13 protein-coding genes and 1 pseudogene are annotated in these 13,989 nt (G+C 66.2%); 4 read left to right on the top strand and 10 right to left on the bottom strand.

Going from position 1 to position 13,989, the window contains the following annotated elements; genetic code table 11:
* From ACLFQI_RS06025 to ACLFQI_RS05990, 8 genes and pseudogenes are all read right to left on the bottom strand, one after another.
* A pseudogene (locus ACLFQI_RS06025) lies at positions 1-199 on the bottom strand (DUF3299 domain-containing protein); the annotation flags it as partial.
* 401 nt (positions 200-600) lie between these two features.
* Complete coding sequence (locus tag ACLFQI_RS06020) at positions 601-1,860, bottom strand: ABC transporter permease (protein WP_410757980.1); 1,260 nt, start codon at positions 1,858-1,860, stop codon at positions 601-603.
* Positions 1,861-1,886: 26 nt separating this feature from the next.
* Positions 1,887-2,606, bottom strand: coding sequence for an ATP-binding cassette domain-containing protein (locus ACLFQI_RS06015; RefSeq protein ID WP_410757979.1), 720 nt, complete (start codon positions 2,604-2,606; stop codon positions 1,887-1,889).
* Positions 2,607-2,609: 3 nt separating this feature from the next.
* Complete coding sequence (locus ACLFQI_RS06010; protein WP_410757978.1) at positions 2,610-3,296, bottom strand: DUF2796 domain-containing protein; 687 nt, start codon at positions 3,294-3,296, stop codon at positions 2,610-2,612.
* Positions 3,297-3,388: 92 nt separating this feature from the next.
* Positions 3,389-3,844: a Fur family transcriptional regulator gene (locus tag ACLFQI_RS06005; RefSeq protein ID WP_410757977.1), complete on the bottom strand. Its 456-nt coding sequence runs from the start codon at positions 3,842-3,844 to the stop codon at positions 3,389-3,391.
* Complete coding sequence (locus ACLFQI_RS06000) at positions 3,841-4,701, bottom strand: metal ABC transporter permease (protein WP_410757976.1); 861 nt, start codon at positions 4,699-4,701, stop codon at positions 3,841-3,843. Before ACLFQI_RS06000 ends, ACLFQI_RS06005 begins: the two co-directional genes overlap by 4 nt.
* Positions 4,694-5,548 (bottom strand): metal ABC transporter ATP-binding protein, encoded by an 855-nt coding sequence (locus ACLFQI_RS05995; RefSeq protein ID WP_410757975.1) that lies wholly within the window; start codon positions 5,546-5,548, stop codon positions 4,694-4,696. The genes ACLFQI_RS06000 and ACLFQI_RS05995 overlap by 8 nt, the downstream gene beginning before the upstream one ends.
* Positions 5,545-6,576: a metal ABC transporter solute-binding protein, Zn/Mn family gene (locus tag ACLFQI_RS05990; protein ID WP_410757974.1), complete on the bottom strand. Its 1,032-nt coding sequence runs from the start codon at positions 6,574-6,576 to the stop codon at positions 5,545-5,547. The genes ACLFQI_RS05995 and ACLFQI_RS05990 overlap by 4 nt, the downstream gene beginning before the upstream one ends.
* A 292-nt stretch (positions 6,577-6,868) precedes the next feature.
* On the opposite strand from ACLFQI_RS05990, the gene ACLFQI_RS05985 reads away from it, so the two are divergent.
* Together ACLFQI_RS05985 and lgt are read left to right on the top strand one after the other, a co-directional pair.
* Entirely contained in the window at positions 6,869-10,579 is a 3,711-nt protein-coding gene (locus ACLFQI_RS05985) for a sulfite exporter TauE/SafE family protein (protein WP_410757973.1), read from the top strand.
* Positions 10,580-10,646: 67 nt separating this feature from the next.
* The gene (gene lgt / locus ACLFQI_RS05980; protein WP_410757982.1) at positions 10,647-11,489 is read left to right on the top strand and encodes a prolipoprotein diacylglyceryl transferase; all 843 of its coding nucleotides are present in this window, start codon (positions 10,647-10,649) and stop codon (positions 11,487-11,489) included.
* Positions 11,490-11,670: 181 nt separating this feature from the next.
* Here lgt and ACLFQI_RS05975 read toward each other — a convergent pair whose 3' ends face one another.
* The gene (locus ACLFQI_RS05975) at positions 11,671-12,381 is read right to left on the bottom strand and encodes an HAD family hydrolase (protein ID WP_410757972.1); all 711 of its coding nucleotides are present in this window, start codon (positions 12,379-12,381) and stop codon (positions 11,671-11,673) included.
* A 221-nt stretch (positions 12,382-12,602) separates the two neighbouring features.
* On the opposite strand from ACLFQI_RS05975, the gene ACLFQI_RS05970 reads away from it, so the two are divergent.
* Both ACLFQI_RS05970 and ACLFQI_RS05965 read left to right on the top strand, forming a co-directional pair.
* Positions 12,603-13,073, top strand: coding sequence for a YbhB/YbcL family Raf kinase inhibitor-like protein (locus ACLFQI_RS05970; protein ID WP_410757971.1), 471 nt, complete (start codon positions 12,603-12,605; stop codon positions 13,071-13,073).
* Positions 13,070-13,639, top strand: a complete 570-nt coding sequence (locus ACLFQI_RS05965) for a hypothetical protein (RefSeq protein ID WP_410757970.1) — start codon at positions 13,070-13,072, stop codon at positions 13,637-13,639. The genes ACLFQI_RS05970 and ACLFQI_RS05965 overlap by 4 nt, the downstream gene beginning before the upstream one ends.
* A 94-nt stretch (positions 13,640-13,733) precedes the next feature.
* Here ACLFQI_RS05965 and ACLFQI_RS05960 read toward each other — a convergent pair.
* Positions 13,734-13,989, bottom strand: a 256-nt coding sequence (locus tag ACLFQI_RS05960) for a hypothetical protein (RefSeq protein ID WP_410757969.1), incomplete at its 5' end; no start/stop codon positions are given.

Genomic DNA, 13,989 nt, shown 5'->3' with positions numbered 1-13,989 from the left:
TCTCCTCCATCAGCGTCTCCGGCTGCCAGTCGGCCGGGACCAGGTCGTCCCAGGACAGCTCGATCCCGTCCGTCGTGTCCCCCGGTGGTTCGAGCGCGCGTTCGGCCTCGCTGAGGCCGGAGCCCGGCGTTGTCGACTCCTCCTCCGAAGAGTCGCCGCAGCCCGCGAGCAGCAGTGCCACAAGCCCGAGCATGAGCATGGATCGGAGCCTGAATCCAAGCCTCAGGAAATGTCCATCGTTTGCTTCCCGAAGCTGACGCGACCGGTCGCCCCGACATCGGGTCGTCATTTCTGGACAGTCACTAAGCCAAGCTGGACAGGCTCGATACGGCGGCGTCGCTTGCGCATCGGCGCGGCGCCAACGCGGGCGCAAAGGCCGGGGCTTGGCGAATTCCGTGGCGAATGACGAGCGAAGGGATGCGGTGTTGCGAGCCTGGGTCATGTGCGGATGCGTGGTGCGTGATGCGTGGTGCGTAGTTGCATGGTGTCGCTGGCTTGGATGCGGAGGCGGATGCCGGTGGGGGCCAGCCTGGAGACGACATTGGTGTGCTTGGTGTCTTCGCGCCTCTGCGCCTCTTGGCGGCGACCGCCGTGTCGCGCCTAGAGTCGCAACGAGAGCCCGCTGCTCAGCGACATCCGATAGGCGCGCCAGCCGGGGATCAGGCCCACCGCCAGCCCGGTGACGAGCACCGCGCCGAGCAGCAGCCATTCGCGCGGCTTGGGTAGGCCAAAGCCGAGCTGCAAGCCGAGCCGCGCCTCGATCAGCGGCTGCCCAAACGTGAGGAGCGCGACCAAGAGTCCCATTCCAACCAGCATTCCGAGCACCGTCAACAGCAGTGCCTCGCCGATGATGAGCCCGAGCACCTGGGCCGGTCGCGCGCCGAGCGAACGCAGGATCGCCAACTCGCGGCGGCGGCCCTCGAGTCCGATCAGCAGCGCGGTGAGCATGCCGATCAGGCCGACCAGGACGACGAAGGCGGACACCGCCAGCAGCGCGTTCTCGGCCAGGCCGATCACCGACCAGAGTTCGGTGAGGGCGACACCGGGCAAGACCGCCAGCAAGGGCTCGCGCGGATACTCGTTGATGCGGCGCTGCAGCGCGAAGGTGGCGACGCGCGAGTCCAGCCCGACCAGCATCGCGGTGATGGTCTTCGGCGTCAGATCCATGGCGCGCGCCTGCTCGGCATCGATTCTGCGCCCCGGCATTGGCGCGCCGCCCTCCCAGCCGAGGTGGATGGCCTCGATCGCCTCCAGACTGATATGCACGGTGCGATCGACCGGCGTGCCGGTCCGCTCCAGGATGCCGACGACCCGGAACGGCTTGTCCTCATGGCGAGCGAAGCTGACATCGCTGGCGCCGTGGGCGACGATGATCGCGTCGCCGAGCCGATAGCCGAGCGCGGCCGCGACCTCGGCGCCGAGCACGGCGTCATAGAGATCGGCGAAGCGCTCGCCCTTGGCCAGCGCCAGCGGTTTGTCGCGTCCATAGCGGTAGTGATCGAAATAGGCCGTGCTGGTGCCGAGCACCGGAAAGCCGCGGTGCGAGTCGCCAAGCGCGAGCGGCACCGTCCAGGCCACGCGCGGCATCGCCGCGATGTCTTGATAGCTCTGCCAGGAGATGTTGTTGGTGGCGTTGCCGATGCGAAACACCGCATACAGCATCAGTTGCACCGGTCCGCTGCGCGCGCCGACGATGAGATCGGTGCCGGAGAGGGTGTTGGCGAAGCTGGCGCGCGCCTCGTTGCGCACGCGCTCGACGCCAAGCAGCAAGGCGACGCTGAGCGCGATCGAGAGCACCGTCAGCAGCGCCGTGAAGCGCCGGTTGAGGAGGCTTTGCAGGGCGAGTCGGAGGATGGCCATGGCGAGAAGAGGGTCGTGCCGCGTGCTTAGGACGGATCCATCGAGGGCTTCCCGCTGTGAGCGCCAGCGTCCGGCAATCGCAGGGTGCGATCAAAGAGCGCCGCGAGGCTGGCGTCGTGGCTGACGAAGATCAGCATCGAGCCCATCTCGGCGCATTCGGCGAACAGCAGCTCGAGAAAGGCGCGGCGGCGATCGGCATCGAGCGACGAGGTCGGCTCGTCGGCGATCAGCAGCTCGGGCGCGCCGAACAGCGCCCGCGCTGCGGCCACGCGCTGCTGCTGACCGATGCTGAGCGCGCTCACCGGTTGCCGCGACAAGCCCGGTTGGTCGAGATCGAGATGGCCGAGCAGGCGCCGGGCCTCGGCGGTCAGGCTCGGCGAGCGCGCCAGGGCGCGTTCGCGGCGGCGGCGCGAGAACCGCGCGGGCAGGGTCACGTTGTCGAGGATGCCGAGATAGGGGAGCAGATTGAACAGCTGGAAGATGTACCCGATATGATCGGCGCGGAAGCGATCGCGCGCCGCCGAGCCGAGCTGATCGAGGCGCTGGTCGAGCACCTGGAGACGCCCCTGTTGCGGTCGATTGACGCCGGCGAGCAGGCCGAGCAAGGTGCTCTTGCCGCTGCCGCTCGGCCCTTCGACGAACAGACGCTCACCGGCGGCGACCTCGAGCGCATCGATCACGAGGATGTCCGGACCCTGCTGGCACCAGCGAAAGCGCAGCTCATGCAATGAAACGAGCGGATCCATGCGTCAGAATTCGAGACGCCGATCGCTTGGGGTCAATTCAAACGCATCCTGGCGGGTCTCGGTGAGCAACTGGACCCGCAATCGCCGCGCGCCGGGAAAGGCCTCGAAGAATCCGAGTTCGAGTTCGGTGAGTTTCTGCGGCTGCCGGCAGTCGAAGGCATAGCTCGCGTAAACGTCGGCATGGGCTTCGTGATCGCCGTGCTCGTGCTCGTGCTCGTGCTCATGATTGTGTCCATGCGCCTGTTCATGGGTGGGGGCGTTGGAGGCGGGCGGTTCGCCGATCGGCTCGTCGAGATCTAGGTCGAGTTCGATCACCGAGGCCACGCAGCCGGCCGCCGGCGTGGGCGTGAACAACTGCTCCGGCGCTTGCAGTTGCGCCCGCGTTGCCTCGATCGTTTGGCGCTGCGTCTCGGTTCGCGGCGCGTGCTCGAAGCCGAGCAGATCCATGGCTGGACTGATCAGCTCGATCAGCAGCAGGTCGCCATCCACCGCGATGTTGAGGTGGCCGACACCATGCACATGAGCGCCATGGTCGCGATAACCGGCGTCCTCCTGTTCGTCTTGTTCGTCGGCTTGGGCAAGGCCGCTGTCAACGCCGAACGCGCCGAGAGCGAGTCCGCAGAGGATCAGGATAGGGGCGGTTGCGCGAAAGCTCGGGTGACGGGGTGGGCGAGAGGGTGGTCTGCTCAACAACATTGGTCGATTCTCACATTCGATGAAAGACCAGGCATGCCGGACGCTCGCGTCAGCGGTTGGATCGACTCGCGCAAGGTGGCATTGCGTCAGGGCTTCTGCGTCTTGTGGGTGCAATGGGCGCAGGTGCCGAGAACCTCGATCACGGGGCGCTCGGGGCGAAACCCGGTCTCTTGCTCGAGCGCGCGCAGACTGCCGGCAATGGCCTCGTTCTCGAGTTCGTTGACGCGCCCGCAAGCGTTGCAAATCAAGAACTGGCTGGCGTGCGGGTGCTCGGGATGGGTGCAGCCGATGAACGCATGCAGGGTTTCCAGTTTGTGCACCAATCCTTGCCCGAGCAGGAAATCGAGCGCGCGGTAGACCGTCGGCGGGGCCGCCGTGGCGCCCTCGCATAGCTGATCGAGGATCTCGTAGGCGCCGACCGGACGTTGGGCGCGACAGACGAGTTCCAGGACGCGGCGACGTTGCGCGGTGAAGCGCACGCCGCGTTGCGCGCAGAGCCTTTCGGCCGTGCTCAGGGCCTGTTGCAGGGTCTCTTCGTTCATGAGGCTGTCGTGGTTGCGCGGACCGCTCGGCGGGCGCGCCGCTGGGCGAGGAAATTGGCGCTGATGGCGGAGACCAAATAGAGCGCGCCGGCCAACAGGATGATGGTTGGCCCCGTGGGGAGATCCGGCGCGTAGGAGAGGACCAGCCCGCCGCTGGTGAGGAGGACGCCGAGCGCCGTCGCGCCGACCATCATGCCGGCCAGGGTCCTGGTCCACTGACCGGCCACCGCCGCCGGCAATGTCAGCAGCGCGATCACCAGGATCAGCCCAACGATCTGAATCATCAGCACCACCGTGACGGCGACCAGCACCAGCAGCAGCAGATAGAAGACGTCGACGGGAACGCCGCGCAAGCGCGCGAACTCCTCGTCGAAGGCGATGGCGACGAAGTGCCGATAGAACAGCGCGACGGTCACCAGCAGGCCCAGGTCGAGCAGGGCCATGAACCCGAGTTCGCGCAGCGGCACCAACAGCATGTTGCCGAACAAGAAGCTCATCAGATCGGTGGCATAGCCGGGTGTCTGCGAGACGAAGAGGATACCGACCGCCATGCCGATGGCCCAGAGCGCGCCGATCGCGGTGTCCTCGCCGGTGCGCCAGCGCAACCGGACCCAGCCGATCAACAAGGCCGCGATCACCGCCGCCGCAAGCGCGCCACTGAGCGGATCGTAGCCATAGAACAGGGCCGCGCCCATGCCGGCGAGCACCGAGTGCGCAATGCCGCCGGCGAGAAAGGCGATGCGTTTGACGACCACGAAGGGGCCGATCAGCCCGCAGCCGATGCTAGCGAGCAGGCCCGCCACCAATGCCTGCTGCAAGAAGCCGTGCTGGAGCAATGCGTTGAAGAATTCAGCCATGCTCAGCCCTCTTCATCGGCCTGTCCTTGCGGGTGTCGGCGGGCGGCGTGGGGGCGTCCTCTGGCCGGCGCGCGTGGCTGCCCCCATGCGCGTGGCTGTCGCCGTGCTCATGATTGATCAGGCGCACCCGCTCGCCATAGAGCGCATTGATGACATCGCCATCGATGGCCTCGGTGGGATGACAGACCAGGGTGCGATTCAGACAGGCTACCCGACTGACATAGCTCGAAATGAAGCCGATATCGTGGGAGACCACGACGATCGTGAGCCGATCGTTGAGCCGAGCGAGCAGCTCGAAGATCTCGCCTTCCAGGCGCTGGTCGATATTCGCCGTGGGTTCGTCGAGGATCAGGATCTCGGGTTCGCCGACCAGGGCACGGGCGAGCAGCACGCGCTGCAATTGTCCTCCCGACAGCGAGCCGATCGGCGCCGCCGCGAGATCGCCGGCCTCGACATCGGCCAATGTGCGCCGTGCGATCTCACGATCGGCTCGACGCCAACCGCCGACCCGCTGCCACAGGTTGGTCCCGAGCCCGAGTCGGCCCATCAGCACCACATCCAGCACCTGGATCGGGAAGTCGCGCGGGAAGGCCGGATATTGCGGCACATAACCGAGGCGACGTCGGGCCTGTTTCGGCGTGCGGCCAAGCACCCGGATCTGGCCTTGCTGGGGGCTGAGCAGGCCGAGGATCAGCTTCAACAGCGTGCTCTTGCCGCCGGCATTGGGACCGACGAGGCCCAGGAATTCACCGGCCGCGACCTGCAAGCTGACAGATTCCAGCACCGGCACGTCGCCGTAGGCGAAACCGACCTGCTGGATCTCGATGACGGTCGAGCTCGACTTCATGGCGCCGGCGTCGACCGGTTGGACGGCGAGTGGGACGGCGCCGCTGACGCGGAACTGTTCGCGTCGACCAGGACGTTGGCGAAGCGGCGCAGGTTAGCGGCGTAATCCGCGGCCAGCGGCGTCGCCGACTCGACGCGTCCGCCGATCGCGCGGGCGACCTGTTCGGCGATGCGTTGATCGAACTCGGGCTGCACGAAGATGGCTTGGGCGCCAGTGGCTTGGGCTTGCTCGATCAATGCCGAGAGCCGGCGCGGTCCGGGCTCCTTGCCGGCCCGCTCGATCGGGATCTGCTCGAGGTCGTAGGCATCGGCGAAATAGCCCCAGGCCGGGTGATAGACCAGAAAGGTGCGCCGGTCGAGATCGGCCAAGCGGGCTTCGAGCGTGGCGTGCAAGGCTTGCAGTTCGGCGTCGAAGGCCTGCTGATTGCGCGCGTAGATCGCCGCGCCCTCGGGATCGAGTTGGCTCAGGCGGTCACGGATGGCGATGGCCATCTCGCGCACGAGTGGCGGGCTGGTCCAGACGTGCGGATCCATCGCCTCGGCATCTTGATCGGCGTGGGCGTGTGCCTCGTCGTTCCCGTGCCCGTGGTCGTGCCCATGCCCGTGGGCGTGCCCGTGGTTGGTTTGCGGTTCGTCGTCGTGATCGTGCGCCTCGAGGGTTCGCAAGGGCAGCCCGTCGCGCAGGTCGAGGATGGGCATCCCGGGGTTCGCGGCCTGGATGCGTTTCATCCAGGCGTTCTCGAAGGGCACGCCGACGCGGACATAGAGATCGGCCTCGGCGAGCGCCGCGACCTGTTTCGGGCTTGGATCGTAGGTGGCCGGGCTGTGCCCTGGTCGCACCATGACCTCGGTGTCGACGCGCTCGCCTCCCACGGCATCGACGAAGGTCTGCACCGGCAACACGCTGGCGAAGACCTTGAGTGCGGGCCGCTCCGCATCGGCGAACGCGGGCAGGCCAGCAGACAAGAGCGAAAGCACGAAAAGCAACGTTAGGCTGCGCACGGCTGGAACCTCGCTATCGATCGGCACGACAATCATATCCGAAATATTATAACACCAAGATTGGTAAGCCCAGCCAGCACGAGCAAGATCGAGAGCCAGCCACTGAGGTCGCAGGCGCTGGTCAAGCTGCATTGCTCCCAAGGGAAAACCCCGCCATCAAACGAGGTAATCGGTTACAGTGGGGTGCAACCCGCTGCTGTCCAATTCGTCGCGCCTGTCCTCCCACTTTCCCGATGATCCACCTATGAGCCCAGGCACGCCCAGCCTGGGTTGCTCGCCAGATCAGCGCTCGCTGTCGTCAGCCGCCACTCGATCCAGCATGTCCATCGTTACCGCCAAGGCCTTCCGCCAGCAGATCATGAAACCGGCCGAGGGCCTGTTCCTGTTTCATGCGCGTGCCATCGAGCGCCTGATCGAGGGCCAGCTCGGCGAGCGTCTGGCGGGGGTTTCGATCCCCGACCTGCCGTATTATCTGATGCCGCGAGCGGATTTCCTGCTTGGCCTCGAGACCGAAAACGCCGAAGCGCTGTCGGTGATCGAAGGGTTGCAACTGCCGGATCAGGTCATCCTGCTGCCGCGTCCCCCGGATCAGCGGTTGGAACAACGCAGCTTCACGCGTCTGCGCTACGACTATTGGGCGCGCGCGTTCGAGGCCGAGGTCGCACGCGCCTGGCAGGCCCGGTGCGATGACGAAGGACGGGCGGCGGCGCTCGGCGCGGAGGCGCTGCGTGGATTGATCGGTGACGATGCCTTCGCCGAGGTGCGCGAGGTTTTGCACCACGACGGCCTGATCCTGCCCGTGTGGGACGATGATCTCATCTGTCGCAGTTTCGTCGCCTTCGTCGTCAGGCTGCGCTACTTCGCGCCCGGCGCGCGTGGGTTTTGCTTTCCCGCGATCCAGGTCTGGCCCCGGGTCGATCGCTGGTTAGCGGCTGCGGGTCTCGATCTGCCGCGTCCCTTGGTCGATGAACGCTTGCCCGACCTGCTGCTCAAGAGCCGGCCGGGCAGAGACGCGCGCTTGCGCGACGAGGTGCCCTTGCTGCCGACGGCGCTTCCCTACGGGCGCAGCGATCCAGACCTCAAGCAAGCCATCGCGCGCATGGCGCGCGCGCGCGCGTGGACCGCTCCCGTGCCGGTCGCCCAGGCGCAGCGGGCACGGACGCGGCCCGGCGGGACGCTGCCGGAGACCCGGATGCGGTCCGACGACGCCATCGAGCAGCGGCTGCTGGAGGCCTTCGCCCACGCCACCCGATTGGACTTGCAGCCGGATTGGCTCGAACGCATCGGTGACCAACTGGGCATCTGGTGGACGCGGTTACTGGGGGTGTTGCGCTGGGTGCCGCCAGCGCTGGCTTGGCGGTTGTTCGGGCGGCGCGGGCGGGGGGGCGCCAGGAATCGTTCGCTGCGCGAGGCCGACCTGCGCGCCGATATCATCCTGTTCGAGCAGACCCTGTCGGCGGCCGTGCGCGCTCAGCGCAGCGGCTATCTGGCGTTGGCGTTACGTCGCTTGGCGGCGGCGCGGCGTGTAGCGCAGCGCGTGCTGCCCGACAGGCGCGCCTTGCCGGTGGCGCTCGAACAGGCGGTGGCTGGGCGCGAGGCGTTGGTCGAGACCATTTTCGCGGATGGCTTGACCGAGCGTTGGTCATTGGACGCGCACAGCCATGCCGAGCTGCGGGTGTTGATCCATCGCCTGGCCATGGATGATCGGGGACGCTACGGCGCGCCCGCGGCGCAGGGACTGCTGGGCTGTCTCGAACAGTTGATGCGCGAGGGCCCCACCGATTATTACCGGCTTCGCGTCGGCGCCTGGCTGCTGCAGCTAGGCCACACCCCGCTCCGCGAACCGTTGCCGTTCCAGCCGATGCTCAAGGCCCTGCGAGCGCTCGAGATCAGCCGCACTCGGCTCGAAGAGCTGCCCTGGGCGATCGCTGACCTGGAACGCTTCTCGACCCTGCTACGGACATTGAACCGCTCCATCACCGATCGGCTCGATACCGAGCTGACGCCACGCCTCGAGCAGGCGATGCGAGAGGCCGATTTCGTCCCGCGCGATCATCGGGAGATCGTCGCCGCGCACAAGATGAAGCTCGAGCTGCTCGATGTGATCAAGCATCGGCGCCATCTCAAATTCACCGATGTGCGCGATATCGTCGCCCGGAACATCCTGCGCCTGCCAGACCCCAGCTGGGGCGAATTCTTCCGCGGTGACCGATTGCGGCGCTTCGATCGCACCGCGCAGCGTGCCCTGCCCGGTATCTATCGTCCCGGTGAGTTCTATATCAAGGGCTTGCAGCAGCTGGGCGCGCCGCTGTTTGGGACCCCGTTCGGGCGCGATCTCCTGCGCTATCTGCTGTTGCCCTTCGGCGTCGCCTATCTGGTGCTGAAAAGCCTGGATTTGCTGATCGCAATGATCCCGTTGGTCGAGCCGGGCTTTCATCTCGCCGAGCCGACCGCCGTCATCCTCGGCGGCAGCCTGATCAATCTCATCGCCTATACCGGCATCGGCCGCCATCTGGCCGCGGCCGTCACCTTCGGCGGCTGGCGGGTGCTGCGCTTTTTGGCCTGGGATGGACCGCGCGAGCTGGTCCGCTGGTGGCCGATCGCCGGTTTGCTGAGCACCGGCCTGATGCGCGGGCTCGGGCGTAACCTGATCCAGCCACTGCTAATCGGCATCTTGCCGCTGGTGCCGATCATCGCCCTGGCGGTGCTGGTCGATGAGGTGCCGATCGAGCCGGGCCTGTGGTTATTCGGGCTGGCCTTCGCGCTCGGCACCCTCGCGCGCAATACCCCGGCCGGGCGCCGCTTCCTGGATAACCTGAGCACGCGGATCGCGAGCTACCTGCAGCGCATCAATCAGGCCCTCTTCATTGGCTTGATCCAGCAGTTGCTGTTCTTCTTCAAGGAGGTCACGCGGCGTTTCTCGCAGGTGCTGCACCGGGTCGACGAGGGGCTGACCCATCATCTCAGCGAGGGTTGGGCCAGCCTTGCCCTCAAGACCCTGCTGGCGCCGCTATGGCGCTTCTGCGAGGCCCTGATCCAGTTCTATGTCACGGTCTTGGTGGAGCCGCAGGTGAATCCAGTCAAGCACTTCCCGATCGTGACCATCGGCCACAAGCTGCTGCTGCCTTTCCTGCCCGCGATCACCACGGCCTTCGTCGAGATCACCGAGTCGGTCTTGCCGAAGGTGATCGCCTATCCGCTGGTGACCCTGACCATCATCCTGCTGCCCGGATTATTCGGCTTCCTGGTGTGGGAGCTGAAGGAGAATTGGCGGCTCTACGAGGCCAACCATCGCGAACGCTTGCGCGCCTTCGATGCCGAGCAGGAGCCAAGGATGCCGGTCGAGCCGGCCAGTGTTGGCGCGCATGCCGAGACCATGCGCCGGCTCATGTGTCGTGGCTTCCATAGCGGCACCCTGCCGAAGCGCTTCGACCGGCTGCGCAAGATCATTCATGAGCAGCTGCGCGATGATCGCGCCTACCCGAAGCGCTTGCGTCGTTGTCAGCGCCAGCTCGAGGAGATCGAGCAGGCGATCGGGGTGTTCGTCGATCGCGAGTTCTCGTTCGCGTTGCGCGAACGCTGCCGCAATCCGGATTGCACGCTGACCCGCGTCGAGACCAATATCCCGCGCCTGGCGACCGAGCTGGTCGAGATCAGTGTCGCGATTCATCCGCGCTTGGCGGATGGCGAGGGGGAGCCGAATGCGCGAGCGGGTACGCTTGCTCGGCGGCAGGGTTGGGAGTCCGCGCCACCGCGCCTCGACCGTCATGACCCGGATCGCGCCGATCCGAATCCCGTCATGCTGGGGATTCGCATCGCCTTCGACGGGCGCCGGATGCGCTTCGAGATCGAACTCAGCGGGGCGCCGGAGCGGATCGGGCCGCGTTGCTGGTCGATGGTGAGCGAGGATCTGCGACTCTTTGCCGGGCGCGCGGGCGCTGATCCGCGGTCCCTGGAGATCAGGCTCCCCGTCAGCGCGAGCCAGGGTGTCGATGCCCGATCGGCTCGGCGATCGCGCTTGGGCGATTGACGGAAATCGCCTTGATGCGTGGCGGATGTCATCGTCTTGCAGCAAGCACATGCTACTATTCGCGCCCATGCTGACCTATCCCAATATCGACCCCGTCGCCTTCGCCCTGGGCCCGCTCAAGGTCCACTGGTATGGGCTCATGTATCTGATCGGCTTTGCCGCCGCCTGGCTGCTCGGGCGTTGGCGGGCCTCACGCCCGGGCTCGGGTTGGAACGCCGAGCTGATCGACGATGTCATCTTCTACGGCGTGATCGGCGTCATCGCCGGTGGTCGCCTCGGCTACATGCTGTTCTATGGCTTCGACCAGATCCTGGCCAATCCGCTCAACCTGCTCCGGGTCTGGGAGGGCGGGATGTCCTTCCATGGTGGGCTGATCGGGGTCATCCTGGCGATCTGGTTGTTCGCGCGCAAGCACGGGATGCGGTTCTTCGCGGTCGGCGACTTCATCGCGCCGTTGGTGCCGATCGGGCTGCTGATGGGACGCATCGGCAACTTCATCAACGGCGAACTCTGGGGTCACACGACCGACCTGCCCTGGGGCATGCGCCTGCCCTGCGAGCGTTTCCCGGAATCCTGCGCCGGGCTGCCGCTCGACGCGCAATGGAGCCTGCCGGTGCATGCCTCGCAACTCTACGAGGCCGGTCTCGAAGGGTTCCTGTTGTTCGTCATCCTGTGGTGGTTCTCGAGCCGGCCACGGCCGCTGATGGCGGTGTCCGGTCTGTTTCTGGTGCTCTACGGCCTGTTCCGATTCAGCGTCGAGTTCGTCCGTTTGCCCGACGCCCATCTCGGCTATCTCGCCTTCGACTGGCTCACCATGGGGCAGCTGTTGACTCTGCCCATGCTGCTCGGTGGCGCATTGCTGCTTGCATTGGCCTATCGACAGAGGCGGGAAGGGCGCTTGCCCACATAAGGCGATTTCTGTCAAGGCTCAATCCCGCCTTGCTGGTCTTGTCGCTCGCCTCTTGCGTCGCATCGCCGGTCCCATCGCCCGTCCCATCGCCGGTCCCATAACCCGGCGATGCTGCCGACGAGACGCCTGGAAGGCAACCGGACATCCTGCGCAATGCGGTATGAGCCTTTCCGTCAATCGCCTACTCGGTCACCGGACTGAGCGCCGGCTCCGGGGCGAGCTGTAAGGCATGCAGGACGCGCCAGGCCAGTTCGTCCGGCGAGCGGCTGATGACCTCGGCCGGGATCTCGTGCTTGCCGTGGAGGCGATCGAAGTCCTCGAAGCCGTAGGAGACCATGAACGGGTGCATGCCGGAGTTGATGGCGGCGCGGAAGTCCTTGGCCTCGTCGCCGCAGGCAAAGGCGCGCGCCGGGTTGATGTTGAAGCGCTCGCGGGTCTGGCGGAAATAGCCGAGCTTGTTCTCGCTCAGAGGCAGATGCACCAGGAAGTCGAGTCGTTCCGGCTCGATGCCGTGCCGATCAAAGAGTTTGGTCAGGGTGACCAGCGGGTCATTGGTGATGTTGCGGGTGACGATGCCGACGCGCACATCATCGGCCGCCGTGAGCCGATGCACCAGGGCCTCGATGCCATCGAACATGCAGGCCTCCTCGCGGTAGACCTCGGTGAGGGTGGCGATGAGCTTGGTGCGCCGTCCGGGGCCGATCTGGCGCCGGAGATTTTGCGGCATCTCCTTGAAGCCGCCGATGTATTTGAACAGGTTGCGCCGCTTCTGAAAGCGCGCGAGCGGGCCGATGTCCATGCCCAGGTGGGTAAAGGCCTTCTCGATGGCGCGAAAGGCATCGATGGTGGTGCCATCGGCGTCGAGGATCACAAGGCGGTCGTTGCTAAACATGGCGTGCAGTTCATCGTTAAATCATCCCGCGCGGCGGCCTGATTCTCGCACATTGGCGGCGGCGGCGGCGTCGGTCGGGGCGGCGTGATGGCGGTGCCTGCTTGGCGGCCCGTGCGTCGGCAGCAAACGCCGCGCTCGGGTCGGGCGGCTTGCAGCCTGTATAATCAGGCCGCCGATAGCGTTCAACCCCTGCCGTTTCCTTTAGCCGCATCGAGGTGACCATGCCATTGACGATTCAATCGAGCGCGTTCGCGGAGGGCGGGACGATCCCGGTCCAATACAGCTGCGATGGCGAGGATCGCTCGCCGCCGCTGGAGTGGGAGGGCGTGCCCGCAGGCACCCAGAGCCTGGCCCTGATTGTCGATGACCCGGATGCTCCGGATCCGGCGGCGCCGCAGCGCACCTATGTGCATTGGGTGCTCTACAATCTGCCGCCGGCGCTGGGTGGTTTGCCCGAGGCCTTCGAGCCGGCGACGCTCGCGACCCCGATCGGCGAGGGCATCAACGACTGGCGGCGCACCGCCTATGGCGGACCCTGTCCGCCGATCGGTCGTCACCGCTATTTCCACAAGCTCTATGCCCTCGATGCCATGCTGCAAGGTCTGCTGCGGCCGACCAAGGCCGATCTCGAGCGCGCGATGCGCGGGCATGTCATCGAACAGGCCACCCTGATCGGCACCTATCAGCGATGAACCTGAAACTGCCGAAGACCTATACGCTGCTGCTTGCCATCTGCGCGGTCGCCGGCCCCTTCATCTGGCTGGTATTGACCGAGGATGGCAAGCGCCGCAGCGATATCTTCCTGCTGCACCTGTTAGGCCATCAGCCGTTCAATCTGGCGATGGAGAATCTGCGCCCGGGGCTGGACCAGGACGACCTGCTCGGCCAATTCTCGCGCGTCGCGTTTGACTGTGGCGAGGGCGCCCATGCACTCGGCGCGCGGCGTTGCGCGGCCCGCATCGGTTCCTTCAATGGAATCCCGGCACGGCGGGTCGAACTCTACTGGCAGGCTGGCGGGGATGCTGGCGAGGATGGCGGGAACGGCGCCGCGCTGAACGCGGTCCGGCTCGATTATCGTGGGCGCTGGCACGCGCTGCTGGTCGCGGAACTCAAGACCCGTCATGGTGAGCCGCGCCGCGATCGGGTCGGCGAGCGCACGGTGCTCGCCTGGCGTTTCGCCGCCGGGACGCTGCTGATCCCGCAGACCCTCGGCGACGATGAGACGCCGTCGCTGATGTGGGTGGCGCGGCAGGCCTGAGCCTCCGACTTGGCGAGCTTATAGCCAGTCGCCCTGACTTGCGAAGACGACCATTGCGTTGAACCCGGGCCTGTGGGCGAGTGTCGCCCGGCGCTCAGGTCGAGCGACCATAAGGCGATTGACGGAAATCGCCTAAGGTGCCGTTGCCAACGCTGCGACTCATCGGGGCCCGGCGAGCTGTGGTCTCGCCGCTCAGCCGCGCGGGCGCGCCTTCGGCGTTTCGATGCGCCGCCATTGACGCCCGGCACGCTTGATCATGTCGCCGGCGCTCGCCGGCTTCCTCGTAATAGGCCCCACCGCACATTCCGCAGGCACAATGCCTGCCGATGAGTATTTTTTCGCTGCAGATC

It is taken from the genome of Halochromatium sp. (assembly GCF_046541315.1).
In the GTDB taxonomy this organism is placed as follows: domain Bacteria; phylum Pseudomonadota; class Gammaproteobacteria; order Chromatiales; family Chromatiaceae; genus Lamprobacter.
This window is presented reverse-complemented; position numbering and strand designations above follow the sequence as displayed.

Coding starts and splice junctions, on each gene's coding strand:
- ACLFQI_RS05995 (WP_410757975.1), bottom strand. CDS start 5,548: ATGAAGTCGAGCTCGACCGTCATCGAGATCCAGCAGGTCGGTTTCGCC.
- ACLFQI_RS05965 (WP_410757970.1), top strand. CDS start 13,070: ATGAACCTGAAACTGCCGAAGACCTATACGCTGCTGCTTGCCATCTGC.
- ACLFQI_RS06020 (WP_410757980.1), bottom strand. CDS start 1,860: ATGGCCATCCTCCGACTCGCCCTGCAAAGCCTCCTCAACCGGCGCTTC.
- ACLFQI_RS06005 (WP_410757977.1), bottom strand. CDS start 3,844: ATGAACGAAGAGACCCTGCAACAGGCCCTGAGCACGGCCGAAAGGCTC.
- ACLFQI_RS05970 (WP_410757971.1), top strand. CDS start 12,603: ATGCCATTGACGATTCAATCGAGCGCGTTCGCGGAGGGCGGGACGATC.
- ACLFQI_RS05975 (WP_410757972.1), bottom strand. CDS start 12,381: ATGTTTAGCAACGACCGCCTTGTGATCCTCGACGCCGATGGCACCACC.
- ACLFQI_RS06015 (WP_410757979.1), bottom strand. CDS start 2,606: ATGGATCCGCTCGTTTCATTGCATGAGCTGCGCTTTCGCTGGTGCCAG.
- lgt (WP_410757982.1), top strand. CDS start 10,647: ATGCTGACCTATCCCAATATCGACCCCGTCGCCTTCGCCCTGGGCCCG.
- ACLFQI_RS06000 (WP_410757976.1), bottom strand. CDS start 4,701: ATGGCTGAATTCTTCAACGCATTGCTCCAGCACGGCTTCTTGCAGCAG.
- ACLFQI_RS05985 (WP_410757973.1), top strand. CDS start 6,869: ATGTCCATCGTTACCGCCAAGGCCTTCCGCCAGCAGATCATGAAACCG.